18 protein-coding genes and 5 pseudogenes are annotated in these 18,851 nt (G+C 66.5%); 11 read left to right on the top strand and 12 right to left on the bottom strand.

Features of this window, described 5'->3' with window-relative positions; genetic code table 11:
• Positions 1-304 precede the first annotated feature (304 nt).
• Positions 305-1,195: a permease-like cell division protein FtsX gene (locus ACIBHX_RS42765; RefSeq protein ID WP_397073492.1), complete on the bottom strand. Its 891-nt coding sequence runs from the start codon at positions 1,193-1,195 to the stop codon at positions 305-307.
• Between the two features lie 365 nt (positions 1,196-1,560).
• Here ACIBHX_RS42765 and ACIBHX_RS42760 point away from each other — a divergent pair.
• Positions 1,561-1,779: pseudogene (locus ACIBHX_RS42760) on the top strand (IS630 family transposase); the annotation flags it as partial.
• Between the two features lie 487 nt (positions 1,780-2,266).
• Positions 2,267-3,742, top strand: a complete 1,476-nt coding sequence (locus tag ACIBHX_RS42755) for an alpha/beta fold hydrolase (RefSeq protein ID WP_397073490.1) — start codon at positions 2,267-2,269, stop codon at positions 3,740-3,742.
• 476 nt (positions 3,743-4,218) lie between these two features.
• Here ACIBHX_RS42755 and ACIBHX_RS42750 read toward each other — a convergent pair whose 3' ends face one another.
• The gene (locus tag ACIBHX_RS42750) at positions 4,219-4,707 is read right to left on the bottom strand and encodes a GNAT family N-acetyltransferase (protein ID WP_397073488.1); all 489 of its coding nucleotides are present in this window, start codon (positions 4,705-4,707) and stop codon (positions 4,219-4,221) included.
• Between the two features lie 166 nt (positions 4,708-4,873).
• Between ACIBHX_RS42750 and ACIBHX_RS42745 the strand changes: the two are divergent.
• A pseudogene (locus ACIBHX_RS42745) lies at positions 4,874-5,764 on the top strand (IS3 family transposase); the annotation flags it as partial.
• Here the strand turns inward: ACIBHX_RS42745 and ACIBHX_RS42740 are convergent.
• From ACIBHX_RS42740 to ACIBHX_RS42725, 4 genes are all read right to left on the bottom strand, one after another.
• Positions 5,747-6,709, bottom strand: coding sequence for a hypothetical protein (locus ACIBHX_RS42740; RefSeq protein ID WP_397073486.1), 963 nt, complete (start codon positions 6,707-6,709; stop codon positions 5,747-5,749). The pseudogene ACIBHX_RS42745 and the gene ACIBHX_RS42740 sit on opposite strands and share 18 nt — an antisense overlap.
• Before the next feature lie 42 nt (positions 6,710-6,751).
• Positions 6,752-6,988: a hypothetical protein gene (locus ACIBHX_RS42735; RefSeq protein ID WP_397073484.1), complete on the bottom strand. Its 237-nt coding sequence runs from the start codon at positions 6,986-6,988 to the stop codon at positions 6,752-6,754.
• Positions 6,989-7,272: 284 nt separating this feature from the next.
• On the bottom strand, positions 7,273-8,469 hold the full coding sequence (locus ACIBHX_RS42730; protein WP_397073482.1) for a hypothetical protein: 1,197 nt from the start codon (positions 8,467-8,469) through the stop codon (positions 7,273-7,275).
• Positions 8,469-8,966 (bottom strand): sigma-70 family RNA polymerase sigma factor, encoded by a 498-nt coding sequence (locus ACIBHX_RS42725; protein ID WP_397073480.1) that lies wholly within the window; start codon positions 8,964-8,966, stop codon positions 8,469-8,471. The genes ACIBHX_RS42730 and ACIBHX_RS42725 overlap by 1 nt, the downstream gene beginning before the upstream one ends.
• Positions 8,967-9,089: 123 nt before the next feature.
• Here ACIBHX_RS42725 and ACIBHX_RS42720 point away from each other — a divergent pair, with 123 nt between their 5' ends.
• The 3 genes and pseudogenes from ACIBHX_RS42720 to ACIBHX_RS42710 all read left to right on the top strand — a co-directional run bounded on the left by ACIBHX_RS42720 (position 9,090) and on the right by ACIBHX_RS42710 (position 10,131).
• Positions 9,090-9,383: a DUF2716 domain-containing protein gene (locus ACIBHX_RS42720; protein ID WP_397073478.1), complete on the top strand. Its 294-nt coding sequence runs from the start codon at positions 9,090-9,092 to the stop codon at positions 9,381-9,383.
• Positions 9,380-9,868, top strand: a pseudogene (locus tag ACIBHX_RS42715) (SAM-dependent methyltransferase); the annotation flags it as partial. The gene ACIBHX_RS42720 and the pseudogene ACIBHX_RS42715, both read left to right, overlap by 4 nt.
• Complete coding sequence (locus ACIBHX_RS42710; RefSeq protein ID WP_397073500.1) at positions 9,778-10,131, top strand: tyrosine-type recombinase/integrase; 354 nt, start codon at positions 9,778-9,780, stop codon at positions 10,129-10,131. The pseudogene ACIBHX_RS42715 and the gene ACIBHX_RS42710, both read left to right, overlap by 91 nt.
• Positions 10,132-12,022: 1,891 nt before the next feature.
• On the opposite strand, the pseudogene ACIBHX_RS42705 reads toward ACIBHX_RS42710, so the two are convergent.
• Together ACIBHX_RS42705 and ACIBHX_RS42700 are read right to left on the bottom strand one after the other, a co-directional pair.
• Positions 12,023-12,883 (bottom strand): annotated as a pseudogene (locus tag ACIBHX_RS42705) (IS5 family transposase).
• Positions 12,884-13,008: 125 nt separating this feature from the next.
• On the bottom strand, positions 13,009-14,019 hold the full coding sequence (locus tag ACIBHX_RS42700; RefSeq protein WP_397073476.1) for a 1-aminocyclopropane-1-carboxylate deaminase/D-cysteine desulfhydrase: 1,011 nt from the start codon (positions 14,017-14,019) through the stop codon (positions 13,009-13,011).
• 38 nt (positions 14,020-14,057) lie between these two features.
• Between ACIBHX_RS42700 and ACIBHX_RS42695 the strand changes: the two genes are divergently transcribed.
• Positions 14,058-14,234, top strand: coding sequence for a hypothetical protein (locus ACIBHX_RS42695; protein WP_397073474.1), 177 nt, complete (start codon positions 14,058-14,060; stop codon positions 14,232-14,234).
• 134 nt (positions 14,235-14,368) lie between these two features.
• Here ACIBHX_RS42695 and ACIBHX_RS42690 read toward each other — a convergent pair.
• Both ACIBHX_RS42690 and ACIBHX_RS42685 read right to left on the bottom strand, forming a co-directional pair.
• Positions 14,369-14,419, bottom strand: a pseudogene (locus tag ACIBHX_RS42690) (hypothetical protein); the annotation flags it as partial.
• Positions 14,406-15,014, bottom strand: coding sequence for a hypothetical protein (locus tag ACIBHX_RS42685; protein WP_397073472.1), 609 nt, complete (start codon positions 15,012-15,014; stop codon positions 14,406-14,408). The gene ACIBHX_RS42685 and the pseudogene ACIBHX_RS42690, both read right to left, overlap by 14 nt.
• Positions 15,015-15,127: 113 nt before the next feature.
• Here ACIBHX_RS42685 and ACIBHX_RS42680 point away from each other — a divergent pair, with 113 nt between their 5' ends.
• The 4 genes from ACIBHX_RS42680 (at position 15,128) to ACIBHX_RS42665 (ending at position 17,937) form a co-directional block, all read left to right on the top strand.
• Complete coding sequence (locus tag ACIBHX_RS42680) at positions 15,128-15,937, top strand: helix-turn-helix domain-containing protein (protein WP_397073470.1); 810 nt, start codon at positions 15,128-15,130, stop codon at positions 15,935-15,937.
• Positions 15,886-17,148: a hypothetical protein gene (locus ACIBHX_RS42675; RefSeq protein WP_397073468.1), complete on the top strand. Its 1,263-nt coding sequence runs from the start codon at positions 15,886-15,888 to the stop codon at positions 17,146-17,148. The genes ACIBHX_RS42680 and ACIBHX_RS42675 overlap by 52 nt, the downstream gene beginning before the upstream one ends.
• Positions 17,124-17,606, top strand: coding sequence for an IS5 family transposase (locus ACIBHX_RS42670; RefSeq protein WP_397073498.1), 483 nt, complete (start codon positions 17,124-17,126; stop codon positions 17,604-17,606). Before ACIBHX_RS42675 ends, ACIBHX_RS42670 begins: the two co-directional genes overlap by 25 nt.
• A 112-nt stretch (positions 17,607-17,718) precedes the next feature.
• Positions 17,719-17,937 (top strand): hypothetical protein, encoded by a 219-nt coding sequence (locus ACIBHX_RS42665; RefSeq protein WP_397073466.1) that lies wholly within the window; start codon positions 17,719-17,721, stop codon positions 17,935-17,937.
• A gap of 19 nt (positions 17,938-17,956) precedes the next feature.
• Here ACIBHX_RS42665 and ACIBHX_RS42660 read toward each other — a convergent pair whose 3' ends face one another.
• On the bottom strand, positions 17,957-18,271 hold the full coding sequence (locus ACIBHX_RS42660; RefSeq protein WP_397073464.1) for a hypothetical protein: 315 nt from the start codon (positions 18,269-18,271) through the stop codon (positions 17,957-17,959).
• A gap of 77 nt (positions 18,272-18,348) precedes the next feature.
• Positions 18,349-18,690 carry a hypothetical protein gene (locus ACIBHX_RS42655; protein ID WP_397073462.1) on the bottom strand — a complete coding sequence of 114 codons (342 nt, stop codon included), beginning with the start codon at positions 18,688-18,690 and terminating at the stop codon, positions 18,349-18,351.
• Between the last annotated feature and the right edge of the window lie 161 nt (positions 18,691-18,851).

Raw genomic sequence — 18,851 nt, 5'->3', positions numbered from 1 at the left:
CCGGTGCGGTGAAAGTCGCACGCCGGGTTCGGAGGGCGGGCCGGAGAAACGGACCAGCCGCAAGGCTGACACCGCGCTTCGGTCCGACCCCACAGAATGACGATCCACTTTTCAGCAGTCGCGATCGCTGTGCCTGGTCAAGCTGAACAGGTGACGGACCGGCGTCGACGGTGCCCTGTGTGCGCTCTCGGTGCCCGATGTTGCCGTCACTGCCTACCCTTGACGCTGCGCGATGCGGTTCGACCGGGTCAGGGTAGTTCGCTGCGGTGGTCAGGCGCGCCAGGAGGGGCGCTAGTCAAGTGGCCTAACCGCAGCTATTGCGATGGAGCCCATACTCCGACCAGAGTCTCACCTTCCGGAGCAGACATCTCTGGTCATACGCCTGGCTCACCCCCGACATCCGCGCCAGCCGATGGACGGGGGTATCCCAGTCGGCCTCCGGCCGCATCGACAGCCAGTAGGACTCGGGCATGTCCGACACCTTGGTGGCGGATATGAGCGCTTCGTTGTCCGCATACTCCTCGACGAAGTTCCGATACGCCGTCGCCTGGTCTTCGTACTCGTACGACTCGAGTCCGGGGATCCGCTCGATGAAGGCGACGATCGCCTTCCTCTCCTTGGCCGTGGTGGGCAATCCGTTCGCCTTGCCCCGCCCCTTCCGGCAGGCCCGCCCGACCAAGTCCTTCATGCAGAGGAATACGGCTATTTTCGCCTCTTGGTATAGCGCCACGGCATCGGCATGATTTTCAGCCTGATCGACGGCGAGCCCCACTCCTGGCCGCCTGTTCGCCAACGCGGCAATTCTGGCTCGGTCGGCCACTCCCGACACTCGCACGCGGAACGACTCCGGCAAGTCCTTGGGCCGCACGTTCGCCAGCACCTTCTTCTGGCTGGCGAACTCCCGACGGAAGTTCGCATAAGCCGAGGCCCGGCTGACGAAACGCACCTCGGTCACCTCAGGTGTGGACTTCAGGAACCTCTCGACGTCGCGCCGCTGCTCGGCTGTGGCGTAGCGGTTGTGACACCCGTACGAGGACGGCGTGCACAAGAAGACCGCGATCTCCCAGTTTTCGCTGACGCCGACCTCCGGCGTCGGCGTCGGCGTCGGCGTCGCGTTAGCGGTTACGGCCGGCCCGACCATCCCGGAAAGTGCGACGACACCCGCGAGCATCACCCGCGATAACCAGCGCTTCACCGAACTCCTCGCTTCAGGAACAGGGGTCCGGAACTCGACACGCCTTGACCGCCATCCGCGGGAGTGTTCCACCGCCTACCGTTCCCGACCGCATGATCGTAGCAATCCACCGCAATACCTTTTCGGGCACGGACACCCTGGCGCCGCCGATGGATCACCGCGGCCACTCCTGCGGGCGCGTTCCTGGTGGCCGTCTCCATGCTCGAACGGCGCGCGTCCGATCCCGCGGACGTCCCGGAGGCGTCCCCGGAGTCGGCTAGGACGTCCGGCCCCGTCCCCGTCGCGTCCCTTCCCGTCCCGAACTCGTCCCCGCCGACGAGACACCGACCCCCGGATGGTCCCGCGCCAGCGCTCGTCGACTACGGGCCAATCCGATCGAGGCCCACTTCGGGCCGTTGCGGCAGTTCACCGTCGCCAACTCCAACCACCGCAACCACGCCGTCCAGACCCGGACCCTGCACGCCTGCCTCCGCTGGCGCAACAAGAACGCCCGACACCCCGACGTCCTCGCAGTTCGCCCTCAGCTTGATGTCCAGGTGGAGCGCGCGCTCCATGGATCGCAGGAGCCACCGCGTTGGCGGTAGCGCCTGCGACGTCCTTCCCGGCGGCAGCATGAAGCCGAGAGAAGAAAAGGATCACGATCAGCAGACCAGCCACCTCGACGAGCGGGGCGGGACGCCCACCCATCCTCCATGCAAGCGCGGCTGACCGGGCATGCGCGACCACGCGCGAAAACCGACTGACGGGTCAAGGTCGCAGCCGGATCGGCATGACGAGAGGACTCGACACGTCCGCGCGGATAAACACGGCTGACGGCCTCGGCGTCAACGGCGGAGCCGCCGACTGTTAGATAGAGTCATGATCAAGAAGAGGTGCGCGTCAACGGCCCGGCCACGGACCATTGACGCGTAGGAGGGGGCTCCTGGGTTCGGGGAGGATCGACGACCCTTGGACGGGCCTCTTTTCCTGGCCGAGCGGCCGGTCAGTGCAGCAAGGTCAGGACCGGTCGTGCCGTGTGAGCAGCCAGGCCAGCCGATCAACGATGGGAGCAATGTGCCGAGAAGAACTTCCGTGCTCGCCACCGCCCTCGTGGCGATGGCGACGCTGTTATCCGGTCCGGTGGGCGGGGTGGCCAACGCGACGGCAACCGGAGGGGATGTCACGAATGCCGTCGGCAAGCGCAGCATCACCTGGGGGCCGTGCGAGGAGGAGCCCACCGTCGAGTGCGGCACGCTGGCCGTACCGATCGACTGGTCCAAGCCGAACGGACCCACCGTCGACCTGACTCTCGCCCGGCGCAAGGCCACTGACCCCGCCGCGCGGATCGGATCCCTGCTGACCAACCCGGGTGGACCCGGCAACTCCGGCGTGAACGACATCCTTCGCCCCTCCGGCTTCAGTGAGAACGTCCAGCGGCGGTTCGACATCGTCAGCTACGACCCCCGGGGCGTCGCCCGCAGCGGCTCAGTGACCTGCTCGGCTTCGGTGTACAACGCTATGCCGTACCCGGTCATGACCAGCCAGGCCGACTACGACAAGTGGGTCGCCTTCGACAAGAAGCTGTACGCGGACTGCCGCAAGCTCACCGGCCCCTTGTACGACCACATCGACTCGGCCAACGTAGCGCGTGACATGGACGCCATTCGCGCCGCGCTCGGCGAGGACAAACTGACCTCGTACGGCGTCTCCTACGGCACGCTCGCCCAGCAGATGTACGCCGAGCTCTTCCCGAACCGGATCCGGGCCATGGTGCTGGACAGCAACATGGACCACAGCCTGAATGTCAAGGCGTTTCAGGTGACCGAGGCAGCCACCGTCCAGGACAGCTTCGCTGAGTTCGTCGCCTGGTGCGACCGGGACACCGACTGCGTCCTGCACGGGCGCGACGTCCGGGCACTGTGGAAGGGACTGCTCGAGAAGGCGGGCCGCGGCGAGCTGTACTGGCCGGGCGTCACCGACCGCCCGGTGAGCGCCCACAACCTCCTCTGGCTGGGCGTGGTGCTCAATGAGGCGCCCGTCTGGCGGCAGGAAGCCAAGGTGCTCCTCGCCCTGGACGGCGGGCCGGTGCCGGATGACATGCCGGGCCCTCCCGGCAACGGGCCCGTGAACGGTGAGTTCGCCGAACTCCCCACCGCGATCCTCTGCGAGGACTTCAACCTGTCGCTCCGGAACTACAACGAGTACGCCGACGTGATGCGCAGCGCCAACGCGGTGGCCCCGGACATGCGGTACAACCCGATGCCGATGGGCGACATGCCGATCTGCCAGGGCCACCCGGTCAACAACCCGCAGCACCGGCTGCGGTACACGGGTAGAGCTCCGCTGCTGGTGGGCACCTCCATGCACGACCCCGACACGCCGTACGCGTGGTCGGCCAACGTGGCCCGCCAGCTCGGCTCCAAGGCCACGCTGCTCACGTACGGGGGTTGGGGCCATGGGATTTACGGCATGACCCAGTGCACCACGGCTGCCATGGACAGCTACCTGATCTCGCTGACCGTGCCCGCACGGGGCACCCGCTGCCCGGCGGAAGAGCCCCAGGGGTAGGCCGAACAGCGGCAGACCGAGACGTGACCGCCGGTGCCGGGCTGACGCGGATCAGCCCGGCACCGGCCATCGGCAGACCAGCCGCCGGTCGGCCTTGGCGCCAGTCCCACACCGGGCTGGTGGAACCCTGCTCTCGGTAGGCGGCGACATTGAGATAGACGGTCGCCCCGGTCGGGCCTTGGCGTGGGTAGGAGCGTGCTCGCCGAGTCGATACAGGGCGCGCTCGCGGCGGGTGGCAGCGCCCACGGGATCACGCGCAGCCAGCGCACGCGCCTGCCTGCCGATCGTCACAGTCGGTTACATCGGTTGGTGCTACGCCTCTCCGTGGGGCGTCTGCCGCCACTGCGCGCCCGGCGGCAAGAACCGCACCTGCCGAGCCTGCTCAGACACCGGCATGCGGCCGCGACTCGGCTGGCAGCTCTACGTCTACTTCCGCCGCCTCCACCGCGACAGCACGCGGTAGCCCACCTGGGAGGTCACGACAACGGCTTCCACATCACCGTGCAGACCGTTTCGTAGCGGCGAACGACGCCGTCCGGCCCTTCCGCATCCCACGCTTCCGGTTTCCGGTCGTAGCCCACGTAACCCAGCCGTTCGTACAGCGCGCGGGCGCGAGGATTGCTCTCCTCGACGCTCAACTCCGCTCGGTCCAGACCCCGGCCCAGAATGCGCTGCTCAGCAGCCTGAATCAGGACAGTACCGATACCGCAGGACTGCAACGCCGGGTGCACAGCCAACTGCCACAGAGTTCCCGCGCCCGGAGTCGCCCGGTAGTCGACTCCGCCGATCGCCACCGGGATGTCAGACGGCGGGCACACGGCCAGGTAGTCCACGATGCCGGTCCGAGCGCGCACCACCTCTCGGGCGACCTGCCTCAGGTGCAGCGCAGAGCCGGACCACGAGCATCCCGGCAGGTCCTCCTGAGTCAGATCACGCACCGACAGATCCACAGTGACCTTGGTCATACACGCACCTCCTGCGATCAGCGTGCCCACCGTCACGAAACGCCGGCACCGGTGACCGGCTGACCAGCGCGGAGAAGAAGGAGCTCGCCGAGCTGCGCCGCCGCAATAAGCAGCTGGAGATGGAGAACGACATCCTCAAGCGGGCGGCGGCGTACTTCGCCAGGGAGAACGTCCTCCCAAAGTAATTTACTCGCTGGTCCGTGAACTCGCCGACGACCACATTCCGGTCGCGGTGGCCTGCCGAGTACTCCAGGTGTCGACATCGGGATATTACGACTGGCTCGGCCGGCCCGAGCCGCCGCGTGAACTCCGTAATAGAGAACTCACCAAAATAATCCGGCAGATACACACCGACTCGCGCGGCAGCTACGGCTCGCCGCGGGTGCATGCCGAACTCACGCTCGGGCTGGGCGAGAAGGTCAACCGCAAGCGCGTCGAACGGCTCATGCGCGCGGCCGGCATGCAAGGCGTCTACCGACGCAAGGGCCGCCGCAACCTGGTCAACCAGGCCACCGAGGAGGACCTGGTGCAGCGCCGCTTCGACGTCGAGGCGCCCGATCGGCTCTGGCTGACCGACATCACCGAGCATCCCACCGGCGAAGGGAAGGTGTATTGCGCCGCCGTCATGGACGCCTATTCACGACGCGTCATCGGCTGGTCCATCGACGCACGGCAGGATACGGATCTCGTGGTGAACGCATTAGCGATGGCCGTGGCCCGGCGGAAGCCGGACGCCCGCTCGACCATTCTGCATTCCGATCACGGCACGCAATATACGTCTTGGGCCTTTGGTAAGGGGCTGCGAGATGCAGGCTTGCTCGGTTCCATGGGAACGGTGGGTGATTGCTACGATAATGCGATGATGGAGTCGTTCTGGGGAACGATGCAGCTCGAACTTCTCGATGCCAGAATCTGGAAAACCCGAGAAGAACTGGCCAACGCCATCTTTGAGTGGATCGAATGCTGGTACAATCCATACCGACGCCATTCCAGTATCGGAATGCACAGCCCCGTCACGTTCGAGGGCCTCTACCGGCCGTCAGACACCGCTGAGTGACCTCACCTCAGGTGTCCGTGTTGCGGGGGGAAGCTCATTCCCAGCGTGGCAGGCGTTGCGCGCACGATGACATAGGACGGGGAGCCTGCTTGTTGCGTCTAACACAACGCGATCACCCAGCGGTGTGTCGAGCCTGACGATGTCCTGGCGGGACTGGCCGGTGCCTGCGCATAGGCTGGTGCTCTGGTGGGGGACGTCGAGTCCCAGGACCACCACATCCGGCTCCTCGCTGACTCGTACCTTGATGTCGAGCGGGTCAGCGTTGCAGGAGCCGTACTCGTAGCTCACCAGCAGCCGGCGTCCGTCGAGCACCTTGAAGTCCGTGATCTCCTCATCGCCTGGCAGAGGGCCGCTGACAGCGTCTTCGACGGTACCGACCGCCTCCTGATCGATCGCGACGTGGTCAATCGGGCCAGGAAGGTTCGAGAAGTACAGACGCCACGCGGGCACGGTCGCCATGCCACGTACAGTCTTCAGCCGCATCGTCGTGAAGGTGGCGCCTGTCAACTTGTACGCCTTGCCATCGGGGAAGCTGTACCCCTCAGGCCAAGGAGACAAAGCCATCAGCGCCTCTCGCGGTCCGATCACGGGGACCCGCGTCATGGACCCGTCGTCCCAGCGGACCTGCGCCCTGGCCGGAGCAACGGGGAGCGGTCCGGCCACAACCCAGCCGTACTCCTCATCGTGCCCGATCTGCTTGCTCACCTTTCGCGGCATCCTGCTCAGGTCCTCGAGCGGGACGAACCCCGTGCGCCAGATTGCCGCGGCAGCGCTGGTCCGCCAGGTCGAGACGACTTGCGCGGCGGTTTCTCCGAACGTACGCCGTCCGGTCAGACCAGAGCCGCCGCCGAGGACCAGCACCACGACCAGAAGTGTCGCGGCCAATCGAACCATGTGACGATCTTGACAGAGCGCCGCTGCCGACACCGACAGCTTCGACGACATCGAGATGCCGGAGGCTCCCTTAACCCGAGCCCTCGATAACGATCAAGATGGAGACACGCCGTTGATCCCGTAAGCATGGGTGTTGACCATGAGCCGGTCGTCGGGGCGGTAGGTGGAGTTGTAGAGAACGGTGTCATGGTGTCGGATCTCGACCCCCGGTACCGTGGCGAGCGGTCGGTAGAGGGTGAGGGCGTTTCTGGTCCTCGCGGCCATGACGTCGGGCACGATGCTTTCCTCGTTCCTCCGGGTGATGACCTCGATGCTGTCCGGGTCGCCCACGAGGACGGGTACCCGGCCTCGGCGCTGTCCCCTGTGATCAGAGTGCTGCCGTGACCGCTTCGTATGGTCGGCGCATTACCCCTCCTTCGACGTCGACGGCATTCTCGCCGATCACAGCACGTCGGGATTGGCGAGGACAACGCGATGGCCCTGCGGCTGGGTGACCTGCCCGATGTCACGCAGACGCAGGTCCACGTGTTCATGCTGAGCTGGGGACTACTGGCCGCCGACGGGCTGATCGGCCTGGCCCCTGCTGCTCACCCGCTGGATCCCGGGCCGTCTGATCAGCCAGGCACAGCTGCCAGGTTGAGCACCGCCAGTTCGGGGGCCTTCCCCTGACGGCAGGAGTTCGCGCAGGGCGGCGCGTCCCAACTGATCACCAGGCTGGCCGAGGACGAAAGGCCCACACTCATGGTTACTGAACCGTCCGGGGCCTTCCGGCCGATCTCGGCGCCCTGCCAGGTCGCGAGGTCGTACACGTGCGGGCCGGTGTTCACGAACCGATCCCCTCGGATCTGCGAGAGCATGGCGCTGAAGGCGCCGCGCAAGGGCTGCGGGCGACCGCCGTCGCGGCGCCACGCCACCGCGTGCTCGCCCTGCATGCCCGCGCACCAGGTCGGGGCGCAGCGCATTTGCTTGACTCCCTTCGGCGCGCGCAGAGGGGTGCGCTTGCCGGTCTCCAGGTTGACCAGCACGCGCTGGTTCACCTGGTGATCGATGGCCTGGCCTGCGTCGGCCGCCCAGGGCCAGGACACCAGGTGCAGGCCATCGGTGCCGAGTATGGCCCGCGCCGTGCCCCCGGTGATCAGGACCGAGTACAGCCCGCCCTCTTTGACCGACCAGACGACGCGGTCACGCAGCACCCCGATGCGGTCGATCGACATCGGTGGCACGCTGATCCGGGCCACTCTGGTCGCCGTTCCACCCGAGCGGGGCAGCACCCACAGATCGACGGCGTCGTGCGCGTTCCGAACCGTGGCCCACCAGAGGATGTACGTGGGACCGAGCTCGACGCCCTGTGGGAAGGAGTAGTCCCGCACGTTAGGAATCTCGCCCAGGATTGTGGCCTTTCGCCGCGCCGTGTCGTATACCTCCAGCCTGCGGCCCTCTTGGGGGGACTTGTCCGCCCGCAGCAGCAGCTCGGTGGCGCTCATCGCGGTGACGGGCAGGTACGTCCAGCCGTCCGCCGCCTTGGCGGGGATGGTGGTGACCGCGGACGGCCAGACCTCGGCGGCGGGCCGGAGCGCACCGGTGCGCGTGGGCGAAGGGCTGGTGGCCACGTCCCGTCGGCCGGGCGCGGTCAGCGACCCGGTCGCCAGCACCAGCGCGGTGGCGGCTGCGGCGGCGACCGGCACCAGGACCGCCAGCGCCTGGCGTCGGTGGCGCAGCCTGCGTCCCGCCTGGATGGCGACCTTCACGTCCACCCGCGAGGGTGGCTGCTCCTCCGGCACGAGCGTGTCGAATATTGGCTTGAGGTCCATCAGCGATCCTCCTTGGTCGCCGCCACGTCCAGCAGCGTGCGCAGGGCCGCCAGTCCGCGGGCGGTCTGGGTCTTGACGGTTCCGGTGGAGCAGCCGAGCACCGCGGCGGTCTGCTCCACGCTCAGGTCGCAGTGGAAGCGCAGCACCAAGGTGGCCCGCTGGCGCGGTGACACCAGGTCCAGCGCGTGGTGCAGATCCATGGCGAGGTCCGTGTCCCCCGCGCGGGCCGCCGCCTCGGGCGGGGCCGCGCTCAGCCTGGTACGGGAGAACCAGCCGGCCCGCTGCTCCTTCAGGAAGACCCGGACCAGGATCACCCGTACGTACGCGTCCAGGTCGGCGGCCTCGCGGGCGTGGCGCCACTTGACGTACAGCCGCGTGATCGCCGTCTGCACCAGGTCGTCGGCCCGATGCCAGTCCTGGCACAGCGCGTACGCGATCCGGCGTAACCAGAGCAGGCGTCCGCTGACGTACGCGGTGTACTCCTCGTCGGTGTTCACGCCTGGTGGATGCCTCCGGCGGCCCGCCAGGTTGACGGCTGGGCCGAATCCATTTCACCGTCACGATGATGCGCTGATAGGCGGTCAGCGCGCTCGCCTCGGCGACCGGCTCTACTGCCTCAAGTGGTACATCAGCGGCTCTCGCATCGTCCCGACCCGCGTCGGTGGGCCGGGACAGCCCTCGTGGAAAAGTTACGCCTACTCGCCGACGAGCACGTCATCCAAGTCACCGAGGACCTCCGGATGGGCACGTTCGGCAACTGGCGAGAAGCGTCGCTATGCGTCTTCGGTGAGGAACTCCTCGCACATGTGGACGAGGAACTCACCAAGCTTCTCGGCACTGTCCTACGACGCGGCGGGCGCCCAGTCGCGGCAAGGATCACTTCGCCCCTGATCGGAAGCTGGTCCGTGAGTTGACCGCGCTGCTTCCTGATCTGGTGGATGCGGTCTGGGCTAATCGGGCGTTCCTCGGGCGGGCGGTGCGCTACCTCGCTGAGCACGGGGTCGAGCAGTTCATCGACATCGGGACCGGCTTGCCGACGCAGGACAACGTGCACGAGATCGCGCGTCGCGTCGTTCCCGAGGCGCGGGTGGTGTACGTCGACCACGACCCGGTGGTGGTCAGCCACGGGCGGGCGCTGCTGGCCCGCGAGCCCGGGCTTGCGATGGTCGAGGCAGATGCCCGCCAGCCGGAGGAGATCGTGAAAGCTCCCGAGGTCGACGAGCTCATCGACTGGGACAAACCGGTCGGACTGGTCCTGGTGGCGGTGTTGCACTTCTTGGAGGACCCCGCGGCGGTGCTGCATGACCTGTGCGCGGGCATGGTCCCGGGAAGCCACGTGGTGATCACGCACGCGTGCGCCGACCGCCTCCCGGCCGAAACCCGCACGGCCGCCATCACGGCCTACAACCAGGCGATCAACTCGCCGATCCACCTGCGCACCGAGGCGCAGATCGCCCGAAGACCCCGCTACCTCACGCCCGGCTCCACGACCTCCGCCACATCCACGCGACGACGCTGCTCCTGGCGGGTGTTCCCGTCCATGTCGTCGCGGCCCGCCTTGGTCACGCGGACCCCTCGATCACCCTCCGGGTCTACGCCCACGTGGTCCGCGCCGCGGAAGCCTCGGCGGCGGACATCTTCGCTCAGGCCATCGGCGAATAGGCCCTGTTAGCAAAGGTGTTAGCAAGATCGCGAGATTGTCCTGACAAATACGAAGGCCCGCTCCAGGATGTCCCTGGTAGCGGGCCTTTCAGCTGTGCGCGGCCGACAGGAGTCGAACCCGTAACCTTCTGATCCGTAGGGGAAGATCCAGCCAGGTGTCATTAAGGCCGCAACCTGCAGAAACGCCGAGCGCGGGCCCAGAAGTCGGCCCATGCGGGAAGACATTGGGAAATAACTATCCTCAAATTCGCTGGCCGCGCTTCTTGAGATGCGGCGACTGCATGGGCGTCACGCGTGCGCAATATGGCGCCGCGGAAAACTACTACACATCGGGCGCGTAGCCCCTCCTTGCCTTTTGGATTCCAGCTGGGCGGGTCCGCAAGGAGCTTGGACAACGCCGAGCCCCTTACGAACTACCCGAAAGCCCTAGATGCTGGCCGCCCGAGACCTCGGTGAATTACAACCAAGGTCTCAGGCGGCCCTGAACGGCGCGTCCTGGATCTCTTGCCAGGCTGCTACCTTCGACGACCCCGTGAAGCGCCAGACGCGGGGCGAACGAATCTGAGGATGCTGTCCATCACCTTGAACGCAGCCGAGCGACGCTCCGGCTTGCGAGACCAGACCGCTGGCAGAACCACCCCCACAATGATCATGAGGGCGAGGACGCCGACGAAGATGAGCGCGACAGGGCTTCCCAGGATCTGCGTCGTCACCTGCTGAGCGGGGGCAGGCTGGAGGGTGCCGTCCAAGCTGCCAACCTGGTCTTCCTGTCTGATTTCGCGTACACTGATGTGCACGTGTGACCTCCTAACGGTTACACGACCTGTGGAAATGACGGCCCTCCCGGTTGCAGCGGGAGGGCTGTTTCCGTTTCCGGACAGCTTCGCCGTCACGTCGCGACCATGAACGGGTCGTGACGAAGTCAGGATACAGCCTCAGCGGGCCTCAGATCGCTCCTGAGGCAATAACTTCCCCGCGCAGCTCCCCAAGAACACTAGAGGGCCCTACGTCCGCGAGACTTGCATTCAGGGCCGCCTAGGGCTACGCGTGCATGCGCGCTGGCGAGCATGCGCGCGGTTTTAGCACACTCTGGGGCAGATCGATGGTGCGCCACGCGCCCGAAGTGCTCTCGTCCCTCACCTCGGGATGTGCTTACGATCGCCCCCGCGGCAAGCGCATCCGCCGCCCATGGAGCAATGGCCCACGTCGCAATCGAGGGCACTTTACGTCCGATTGTGTTTGTCAGTCTGACAAACGCAATCCCACAAATGGCGAGTTTGGATCATTTTATTCAGTTCAGTAATTTTCTTCTATTAATACCAACATGCAAGCCCCTCTCCCTGCATCACCAGGACTAGAGAATGGTTCTATTAGTAAGATAGGCACATTTTTGTCTCGTATGTCATATTTATCTTCCATCGATGCCGCAGAGCGTCTTTGCGACCATCGAGGGTTGACCGAGTGACGCACCAGTCCCCTATCTGACGCCACCTTGATCCATCACCCACATCCCTACCCATACAGGAAGGTCACTTGCGCACTGGGAGACGCATCGCACGCAATGACCCAACGGCCGCTAGTTAGCGAACGAGTGCCTCACAAGCGGCGCAAAGGGATGATTGACGTATCTCTTGCTAGGAGATGGCGATCCATGGTATACGCGCGGGCGCGTTAAATAAGAAGGTGCAGCAGGCTACGACCATGAACGAGAGGCTCTGCTGCAGAGTCGCACAGCGCAAGGTCAGGCAACGATCCGTAGGTATAGAGATGACGTCCGAGAGGGAGTGCTTGCCAGAGACCGTTAACCCGTGGTACTCGCGCGGGCGCGCGCAAAGTAAGAGAGGTATGCCCCGACTGGGGTCCATGCGGCGCCTAGGCCGTGTCCGCTGGATCATGCGTCGATCCATAACAGGGCGGTGACCAGGACGATCGCTGCTCGATAGTTGGTGGCGAGCTTGTCGTAGCGGGTGGCGATACCGCGCCATTGCTTGAGTCGGTTGATGCAGCGTTCAACGACGTTGCGGCGGCGGTAGATGAGCGCGTTGAAGCGTGGTGGTCGTCCACCGTGGCGGCCTCGCCGGGCGCGGTTGTTCTTCTGGTCCGTCCGTTCGGGGATGGTGGCAGCGATACGCCGGCGTAGCAGGGCGCGGATCGCCGCTGAGCTGTAGGCCTTGTCGGCGATGATGCGCTCAGGAGTGCAGCGGGGCCGGCCGACGCCCTGTCGTGGGACGCGGATGGCCGCGAGCAGGCCGGGTAGTTGGGTGCAGTCATTGACGTTACCCGCGGTGAGGGTGATGGCCAGGGGCAGGCCGCGTCCGTCGACGGCCAGGTGGACTTTGGTGGTCAGCCCTCCGCGGGATCGTCCGAGTGCTTGACGAGATGCCGGGTTCGTCCCGGCGGGTTCCCCTTTTTGCGGGCGCCTGCGGCGTGCTGGTGGGCGCGCACGATGGTGGAATCGACACTCACGGTCCAGTCCAGGCGGCCCACGGCGTCGTCATGGACCTGCACATGAGTCAAGATCGCATCGAAAGTGCCGTCACCGGCCCACCGCCGATACCGCGTCGTAGACGCTTTTCCAGTTGCCATACCGCTCGGGAAGGTCCCGCCAGGGGGCGCCGGTGGCCAGTTTCCACAAGATCCCGTTCAGGGTCGTGCGGTGATCCAGCCACCGGCCGCCCCGTGCAGGCTGCCCAGGCAACAAAGGTTCGATCCGCTGCCAGGCGGCATCGGTCAGCTCGTGTCGACGGACCATAGCTGACATTTAGCCACAGGACCGAGATCAAGATCTGCCGGACAGGTCCTAGGCCGTGGCGCCCGGCTCATGCTGCTACGAGGATGGGTCGGGCTTGGGCGCACTACGGGGTGAAAGCCTGACAGCTATGAGACTGGGCGGGGCCCGTTCGTGTGGAGGTAGACGACGGGGCCGTCGCCGAAACGGCCGGCCGCGTCCATGGCGAGCAGGGCGGCCATGGCCTTGGCCGTGTACACCGGCTCCAAGGTCAGGCCCGCGTGCTCGGCGGCCGATGCTCGAGCGTGCTCTCCCGCCGGGGTGGCGTGTCCGTAGCCGGGTCCGAGCCAGTCGCGCACGATCACCAGGTCGCCGGTGTCCAGGCGCAGCTGGGGCAGTCGAGCGCCGCGCCTGCGCAGCAGCCGCTCAGTGCGCCGCGCCAGCCGTACCAGCGTGGCGGCGTCCAGGCGCAGCTTGTCGTTGACCACGACACCCACGACACGGGTGGACAGTCCGGCGAGTTTGAGGCCGAGCAGCAGGCCGGCCGTTGTGCCGCCCGACCCCACCGCCGTGACGATGTGCGACGGCTCGGGCAGTGTGCCCGCCGTGACCTGCGCCGCGAGCTCGAAGGCCGCCTCGACGTATCCGAGCGTGCCCACCGGGGACGACCCGCCCGCCGGGAGCAGGTAGGGCGGCATTCCGGCGCGGGAGTGGCGGGCCAGCAGCAGCGGGGCGGCGGCGATCGTGCGCGCCTTGGTGCGCGTGAAGTGCAGGGTGGCGCCCGCGCGTTCGAGGCGTTCGAGCTGCGCGCGGACGTGGTCGTCGACCGGCTGGTCGATCAGCGCCAGCGCGGTGGACAGCCCGTGCTCGCGCGCGTAGAGCGCGGCAGCCAGCCCCCAGTTCGTGCCTAGGCCGCCGAAGGTGAGGATGGTGCGCCTGCCACGGCGCCGCGCGTCGGGGATCAGCCATTCGAGCTTGCGCACCTTGTTGCCGCCCCAGCCGCCGTCGCCGAAGGCGCTCTCGTCCTTCAGCCACAGCCGGGCCCGGCCGTCCGACAGGCCGGGCAGCGGGCGGACCGGTGTGGGGCGCGTGCCGAGCGCGACGTGCGGCAGGGTCTCGCGCAGCTCACCGAACCGTTCGTGCAGGAGAGCCACCGTCACACCCCACCCTCCGGGACCTCGTCCTCATCAGCTCGCCCATGAGGGGAAACGCTAGGCGTCGCGGATGTGGATGGGAATACCCGATCACCGTTTGCGGCACCTGGGCGGTCCCCGGCAGGGTGTTCGAGCAGGTCATCTTCGCCGGGTCCTCCTCGAAACCGGCGGCCTGCTCCCACGGCGTGGAGGAGTCGGCGATCGGCGAGACCACCCCGTAGATCGGCCGGGAGTGGCCTCCAGGATTCGTGCCGTCCGGGTAGAAGGGGCCCACCAGGCGGACTTGATCGCCGTAGTTGCCCTCGATGGTGGTGATCCGGCCGTCGGGGTAGGCGTCGACCACTATCCCCACATGCGTGCTGTCCGCGGAGTTTGAGCCGTATAGAACGGCGTCACCGGGGTGGATGTGGTCGAGCCGTCGCAGGGTGCCGTGGGTGCGACCCCAGGAGTAGGTGGGCGCGAGCCCAGGAGTAGCCCCAGAAGTAGAAGGTGACGCCGGGGTTAGGGCTGCCGCGCCCGTCTGTATCGGTTTTGGCCTTGTAGGGGCCGTGCAAGGAACCTTGTGAGGCGTGTCCGTCGATGCCGATCGCCAGGCACCGGGGAACTCCCGGCAGGAAACCGTCGGTCCCTGTCCTCACGTAGGCGTCGGGTATCCAGAGCTTGTCGGAGGTGTAGTCCCAGATCCCGCTGCCATCGACCGTGGGGCCGGAATCCTGGCAGGTGATGTAGATATCCGCATCCGTGAGGTACGCGTTGGGATGTGTCCGGTCGCCGGGGTTCATGCTGCCGCGGCCGTCGATCGCGGTCTTGGCCTTGAACGGGCCGGTATCCGCGTTCACCGCGCTGGTGCCGGCCACCGACAGGGCCGAAAGAACGGATAACGACAGCAGAACCGAAAGGATCGGTCTCCATCGGAGACGTAATGGCACAGCAACTCCTTTGGGGGGGTTCGGTTGATGCTGCGAGATCGTGAACTGGGTTCGCGACGGCCATTCTTGCATGCCATTCTTGCATGCCACTTTGGCACGTCAAGCTGTGAAATATGCCATATTCCAGGTGTAATGGAATTCGTGCAGGGGTGGTGTGAATCATAAATTCGATTCATAATCCAGTCATGACGCAGCGCGGACGGCCCAGAGCCGAACTGGTGCTCACCGAGGACAAGCGAGCCACCCTCCGGGGATGGGCGCGCCGGCAGGACCCGTCGGCACGGGCTCTGGCGCTGAGAAGTCAGATCGTGCTGTGGTGCGCGAACGGCACGCCGAACAAGGACGTGGCCTCCGCCCTGGGAGTGGGGCCGCACACGGTGGGCAGATGGCGTGGCCGTTTCGTGCGCGACCGGCTGGACGGCCTGGCCGACAGGCCGCGACCTGGCGCGCCACGGAAGTTGACCGGGGCCAGGGTCGACGACATCGCGGCCAGGGCGCTGGAGGCTCCGCCGGACGGCGCGAACCGCTGGACGACCAGGGCGATGGCCGAGGCGACCGGAATGAGCCAGTCGAGCGTCGCACGGGCCTGGCGAAGACACGGCCGAGCCGAGCAGGGCGCGCCCGACCCGTCACGCGAAGCGCGCGGAGCGCGCGACCACACGGACAATATGAACAGAATTTCCGACTCAACCGCCGAACGACCCCTGAACGCCACCGCGGGATCGCTCCTGGGCCTGCTCCACATCGGACCCATGACGGGCTGGGACCTGGTCCACGCCACAGAGACGATGATCAGCGGCCACTGGACCCTGACCCAGAGCCAGGTCTATCGGGAGCTGTCCGCCATGGCGGGCAGGGGACTGGTGGAGGAGGGGGAGCAGGGGCGCCGCAAGCGCCGCCACTACCAGCTCACCCCGCCGGCCGCCAGGCCTTCGCCGAATGGGTGCGCAGGGGTCCGGGCCAGGAGAGCCACCGCAACCCGCTGCTGCTCCTGATCACCTTCGGGAAGTTCCTCGTCCCGGAGCAACTCGCCGACATCGTCCGCACCCACCACGCGACCCACGCGGAGCACCTGGCCCGCTACGAGATGTACCAGCGCATGGAGGCGGCCAACCCGTTCGCGGGCATGCCCCTGTATGGCGGGCGGTTGGCCGTCCGCTCCCCGCGCGGCTTCGTCCGCCTGGTCGGCGGGCTGATTCGGTGGACGTTCGACCTGGAGGGCGAGCCGGTACGGCTGGCTGCAGTCCAGAAGGCCGATCCCGAGGCGTACATGAAGCTGTCCCGGCAACGAGACTCCCGCGTCCGCCTGCGCGTCTGGATCGCGGGGGCGCTCTTGGCCGTGCTGGTGGTCGCGAGCATCATCGTGGCCAACCGGCCAAGCGCCCTCCAACTGCTGGCGCTGGCTACGACGGTCACCCTACTGGGCATCGTCGGCAAGCCCGCCGACAAGCCACTCATCAACCGCGCGGTGATCCCGTCCACGGTCGAGAAGCTGACGAGCGACATCGTGATCCGCGCGCTGACCGCGCTGGGCATCCCCGGCATCAACCAGGCGATGACTAAGAACCCCAAGGACGCCATCCGGTTCGTCGCACCGATCACCCGTGACGGCCCCGGTTGGCGGTCCGACATCGACCTGCCGTACGGCGTGACAGTGGCCGACGTGATGGACAAGCGCGACCGCATGGCCAGCGCGCTACGGCGCCCGCTGGGCTGCATCTGGCCCGAGGGCGACAGCACCATTCACGAGGGTCGGCTGATCCTATGGGTGGGCGACAAGGACTTGTCCAAGACTGTGGTCAAGTCGCCGCTGCTCAAGGCCGCCAGTCACGACGTGTTCAAGGGCATCCCGTTCGGCTGCGACCCGCGAGGCCGCGCCATCGTGGTCCCGATCATCGAGCACAACATCCTCATCGGCTCCCAGCCCGGCCAGGGCAAGACCGCCTCGGTACGCGTGATCGCCTCCGGCGCGGCCCTCGACCCGTCGGCGGAGCTGTGGATCCACGAGCTCAAGGGCACTGGCGATCTGGACCCGCATGAGCAGAACTGCCACCGTTACGTCTCCGGGATCGAGGATGAGGCGATCGCCTACGCCGCCGACTCCCTGAGTCTGCTGCGCAAGGAGGTCATGCGGCGCGCCGCCGCGCTCAAGGCACTGCCGCCGAGCCCGCCGACCACGCGCTGGGACGGTCGCGGGGCGGGCTGACCACGAAGATCCACCTGGCGTGTGAGCAGCGGCAAAAGGTGCTGTCCCTGCTTCTGACCGCCGGGCAGCGGGGTGACAGCCCGCAATTCCAGCCTGTCCTGAAGAGGATCAACGTGCCGAGGATGGGAGCGGGCCGAGCACGGACTACTCCGGATCGGGTCCGCGCCGACAAGGCCTACAGCTCCCATGCCAACCGCGCTTATCTGCGTCAACGGGGTATCCGCTGCACGATCCCCGTGAAGGTCGACCAAGTCCGGCACCGCAGGAACAGAGGCCGTCGCGGCGGACGGCCACCAGCCTTCAGCCGCGATGACTACCGCCTGAGGCACGCTGTGGAGTGCGGTATCAACCGCCTTAAGAGGCACCGCGCCGTGGCCACCCGCTACGACAAACTCGCCGTTCGTTACGAGGCCACCGTACACATCACCGTTCTCAACGACTGGCTGACCTCACTTTGAGACAGGACCTAGGTCTAGAGGCTCCTCTAGAGCCAGAAAACGGTCTTGAGCAGCGATCTAGCACCTAGACCCTGACCTGCGGAAACCTCGGAATCCCCGCCTAGGAGGCCACATGGCCATTCTCATCGCCCTGCTAGTCGTCTGCCTACCGGTAGTCACATTCGGATACATCGGCTGGTGCTACGCCTCCCCGTGGGGCGTATGCCGCCGCTGCGCTCCCGGTGGCAAGAACCGCACGTGCCGCGCCTGCTCAGGCACCGGCATGCGGCCCCGGCTCGGCTGGCAGCTCTACGTCTACTTCCGCCGTCTCCACCGCGACGGCACCCGCTAGTGCTGTGTCTGCTCAGGGTCTACTCGTCGCGCGAGGCTTCGATTTCGGCGGCCAGTACGGCGATGTCGCGCAGGTGCGTGTAGTACTTGGCCCCGTACTCGTTGTCGATCGCTGGGAGAACGTCTTCCAGCGCCGCTGTGAGCTTCATCAAGCCTGCGCGGCGCTGCTCATCGAGCGGGCCTTTGAGGACGCTGGAGGCGTAGCCGTAGGTGTCCGCGTCGAGCAGCACCATCTCCTGGCCTTCGATGTCCAGGCCACGGAAGCCCGGCGGAAACGGCATGGTCATGTGCCTGGCCAACATCTGGGACAGCGCGTCGAGCTTCTCGTCGAGCATGCGGGAATCCTTCCAGGGACGCGCGTACGTCAGGGCTCAGGCTCATCGATCTCGGCATGTCAGACCCATCCGGGAGATCAGGTCTTGGAGAAGGGCTCATTGCTCCACCGGAACCAAGCCTCATCCCCGCTGATGTGCAGCAAGAATTCCGGCACGGGACCAGAGGGGCCCACCAAGGTTACCGTCTGCTCGATGCGGCTGTAGATCTCTTCCCACGCCTCGACATCGAGCTCGCCATCGGCATCAACCAGCTCCAGCTCTCGGTCAAACCAGGGCTTGACCTCGTCGAATCCCGACTCCGCGGAGAAGCGCCCGGACAGCCAAGGGAAATCGCCGTTCTCAACGCTGATCACGCCGAGAAGGTCATCACCGCGCATCAAGCGCCACTCGTCGCCAGTTCCACCCATCAGGCCACCCATCGCCAGCAACGTATGCCCTCACCCATTGAGAAAGGCACCCGTCAGCATGCCAGCGACCCAAGAACGCAAGCGCACCGCGGTACTACCCACGGCACTGATTCCAAGCCCGCCTCACGCCGCATGCCTGGCCGATCAACCGGCCACCCCATTGGACGCCATCA

Origin of the sequence: Nonomuraea sp. NPDC050536, from assembly GCF_044457685.1 — a bacterium.
Classification (GTDB): domain Bacteria; phylum Actinomycetota; class Actinomycetes; order Streptosporangiales; family Streptosporangiaceae; genus Nonomuraea.
This window is presented reverse-complemented; position numbering and strand designations above follow the sequence as displayed.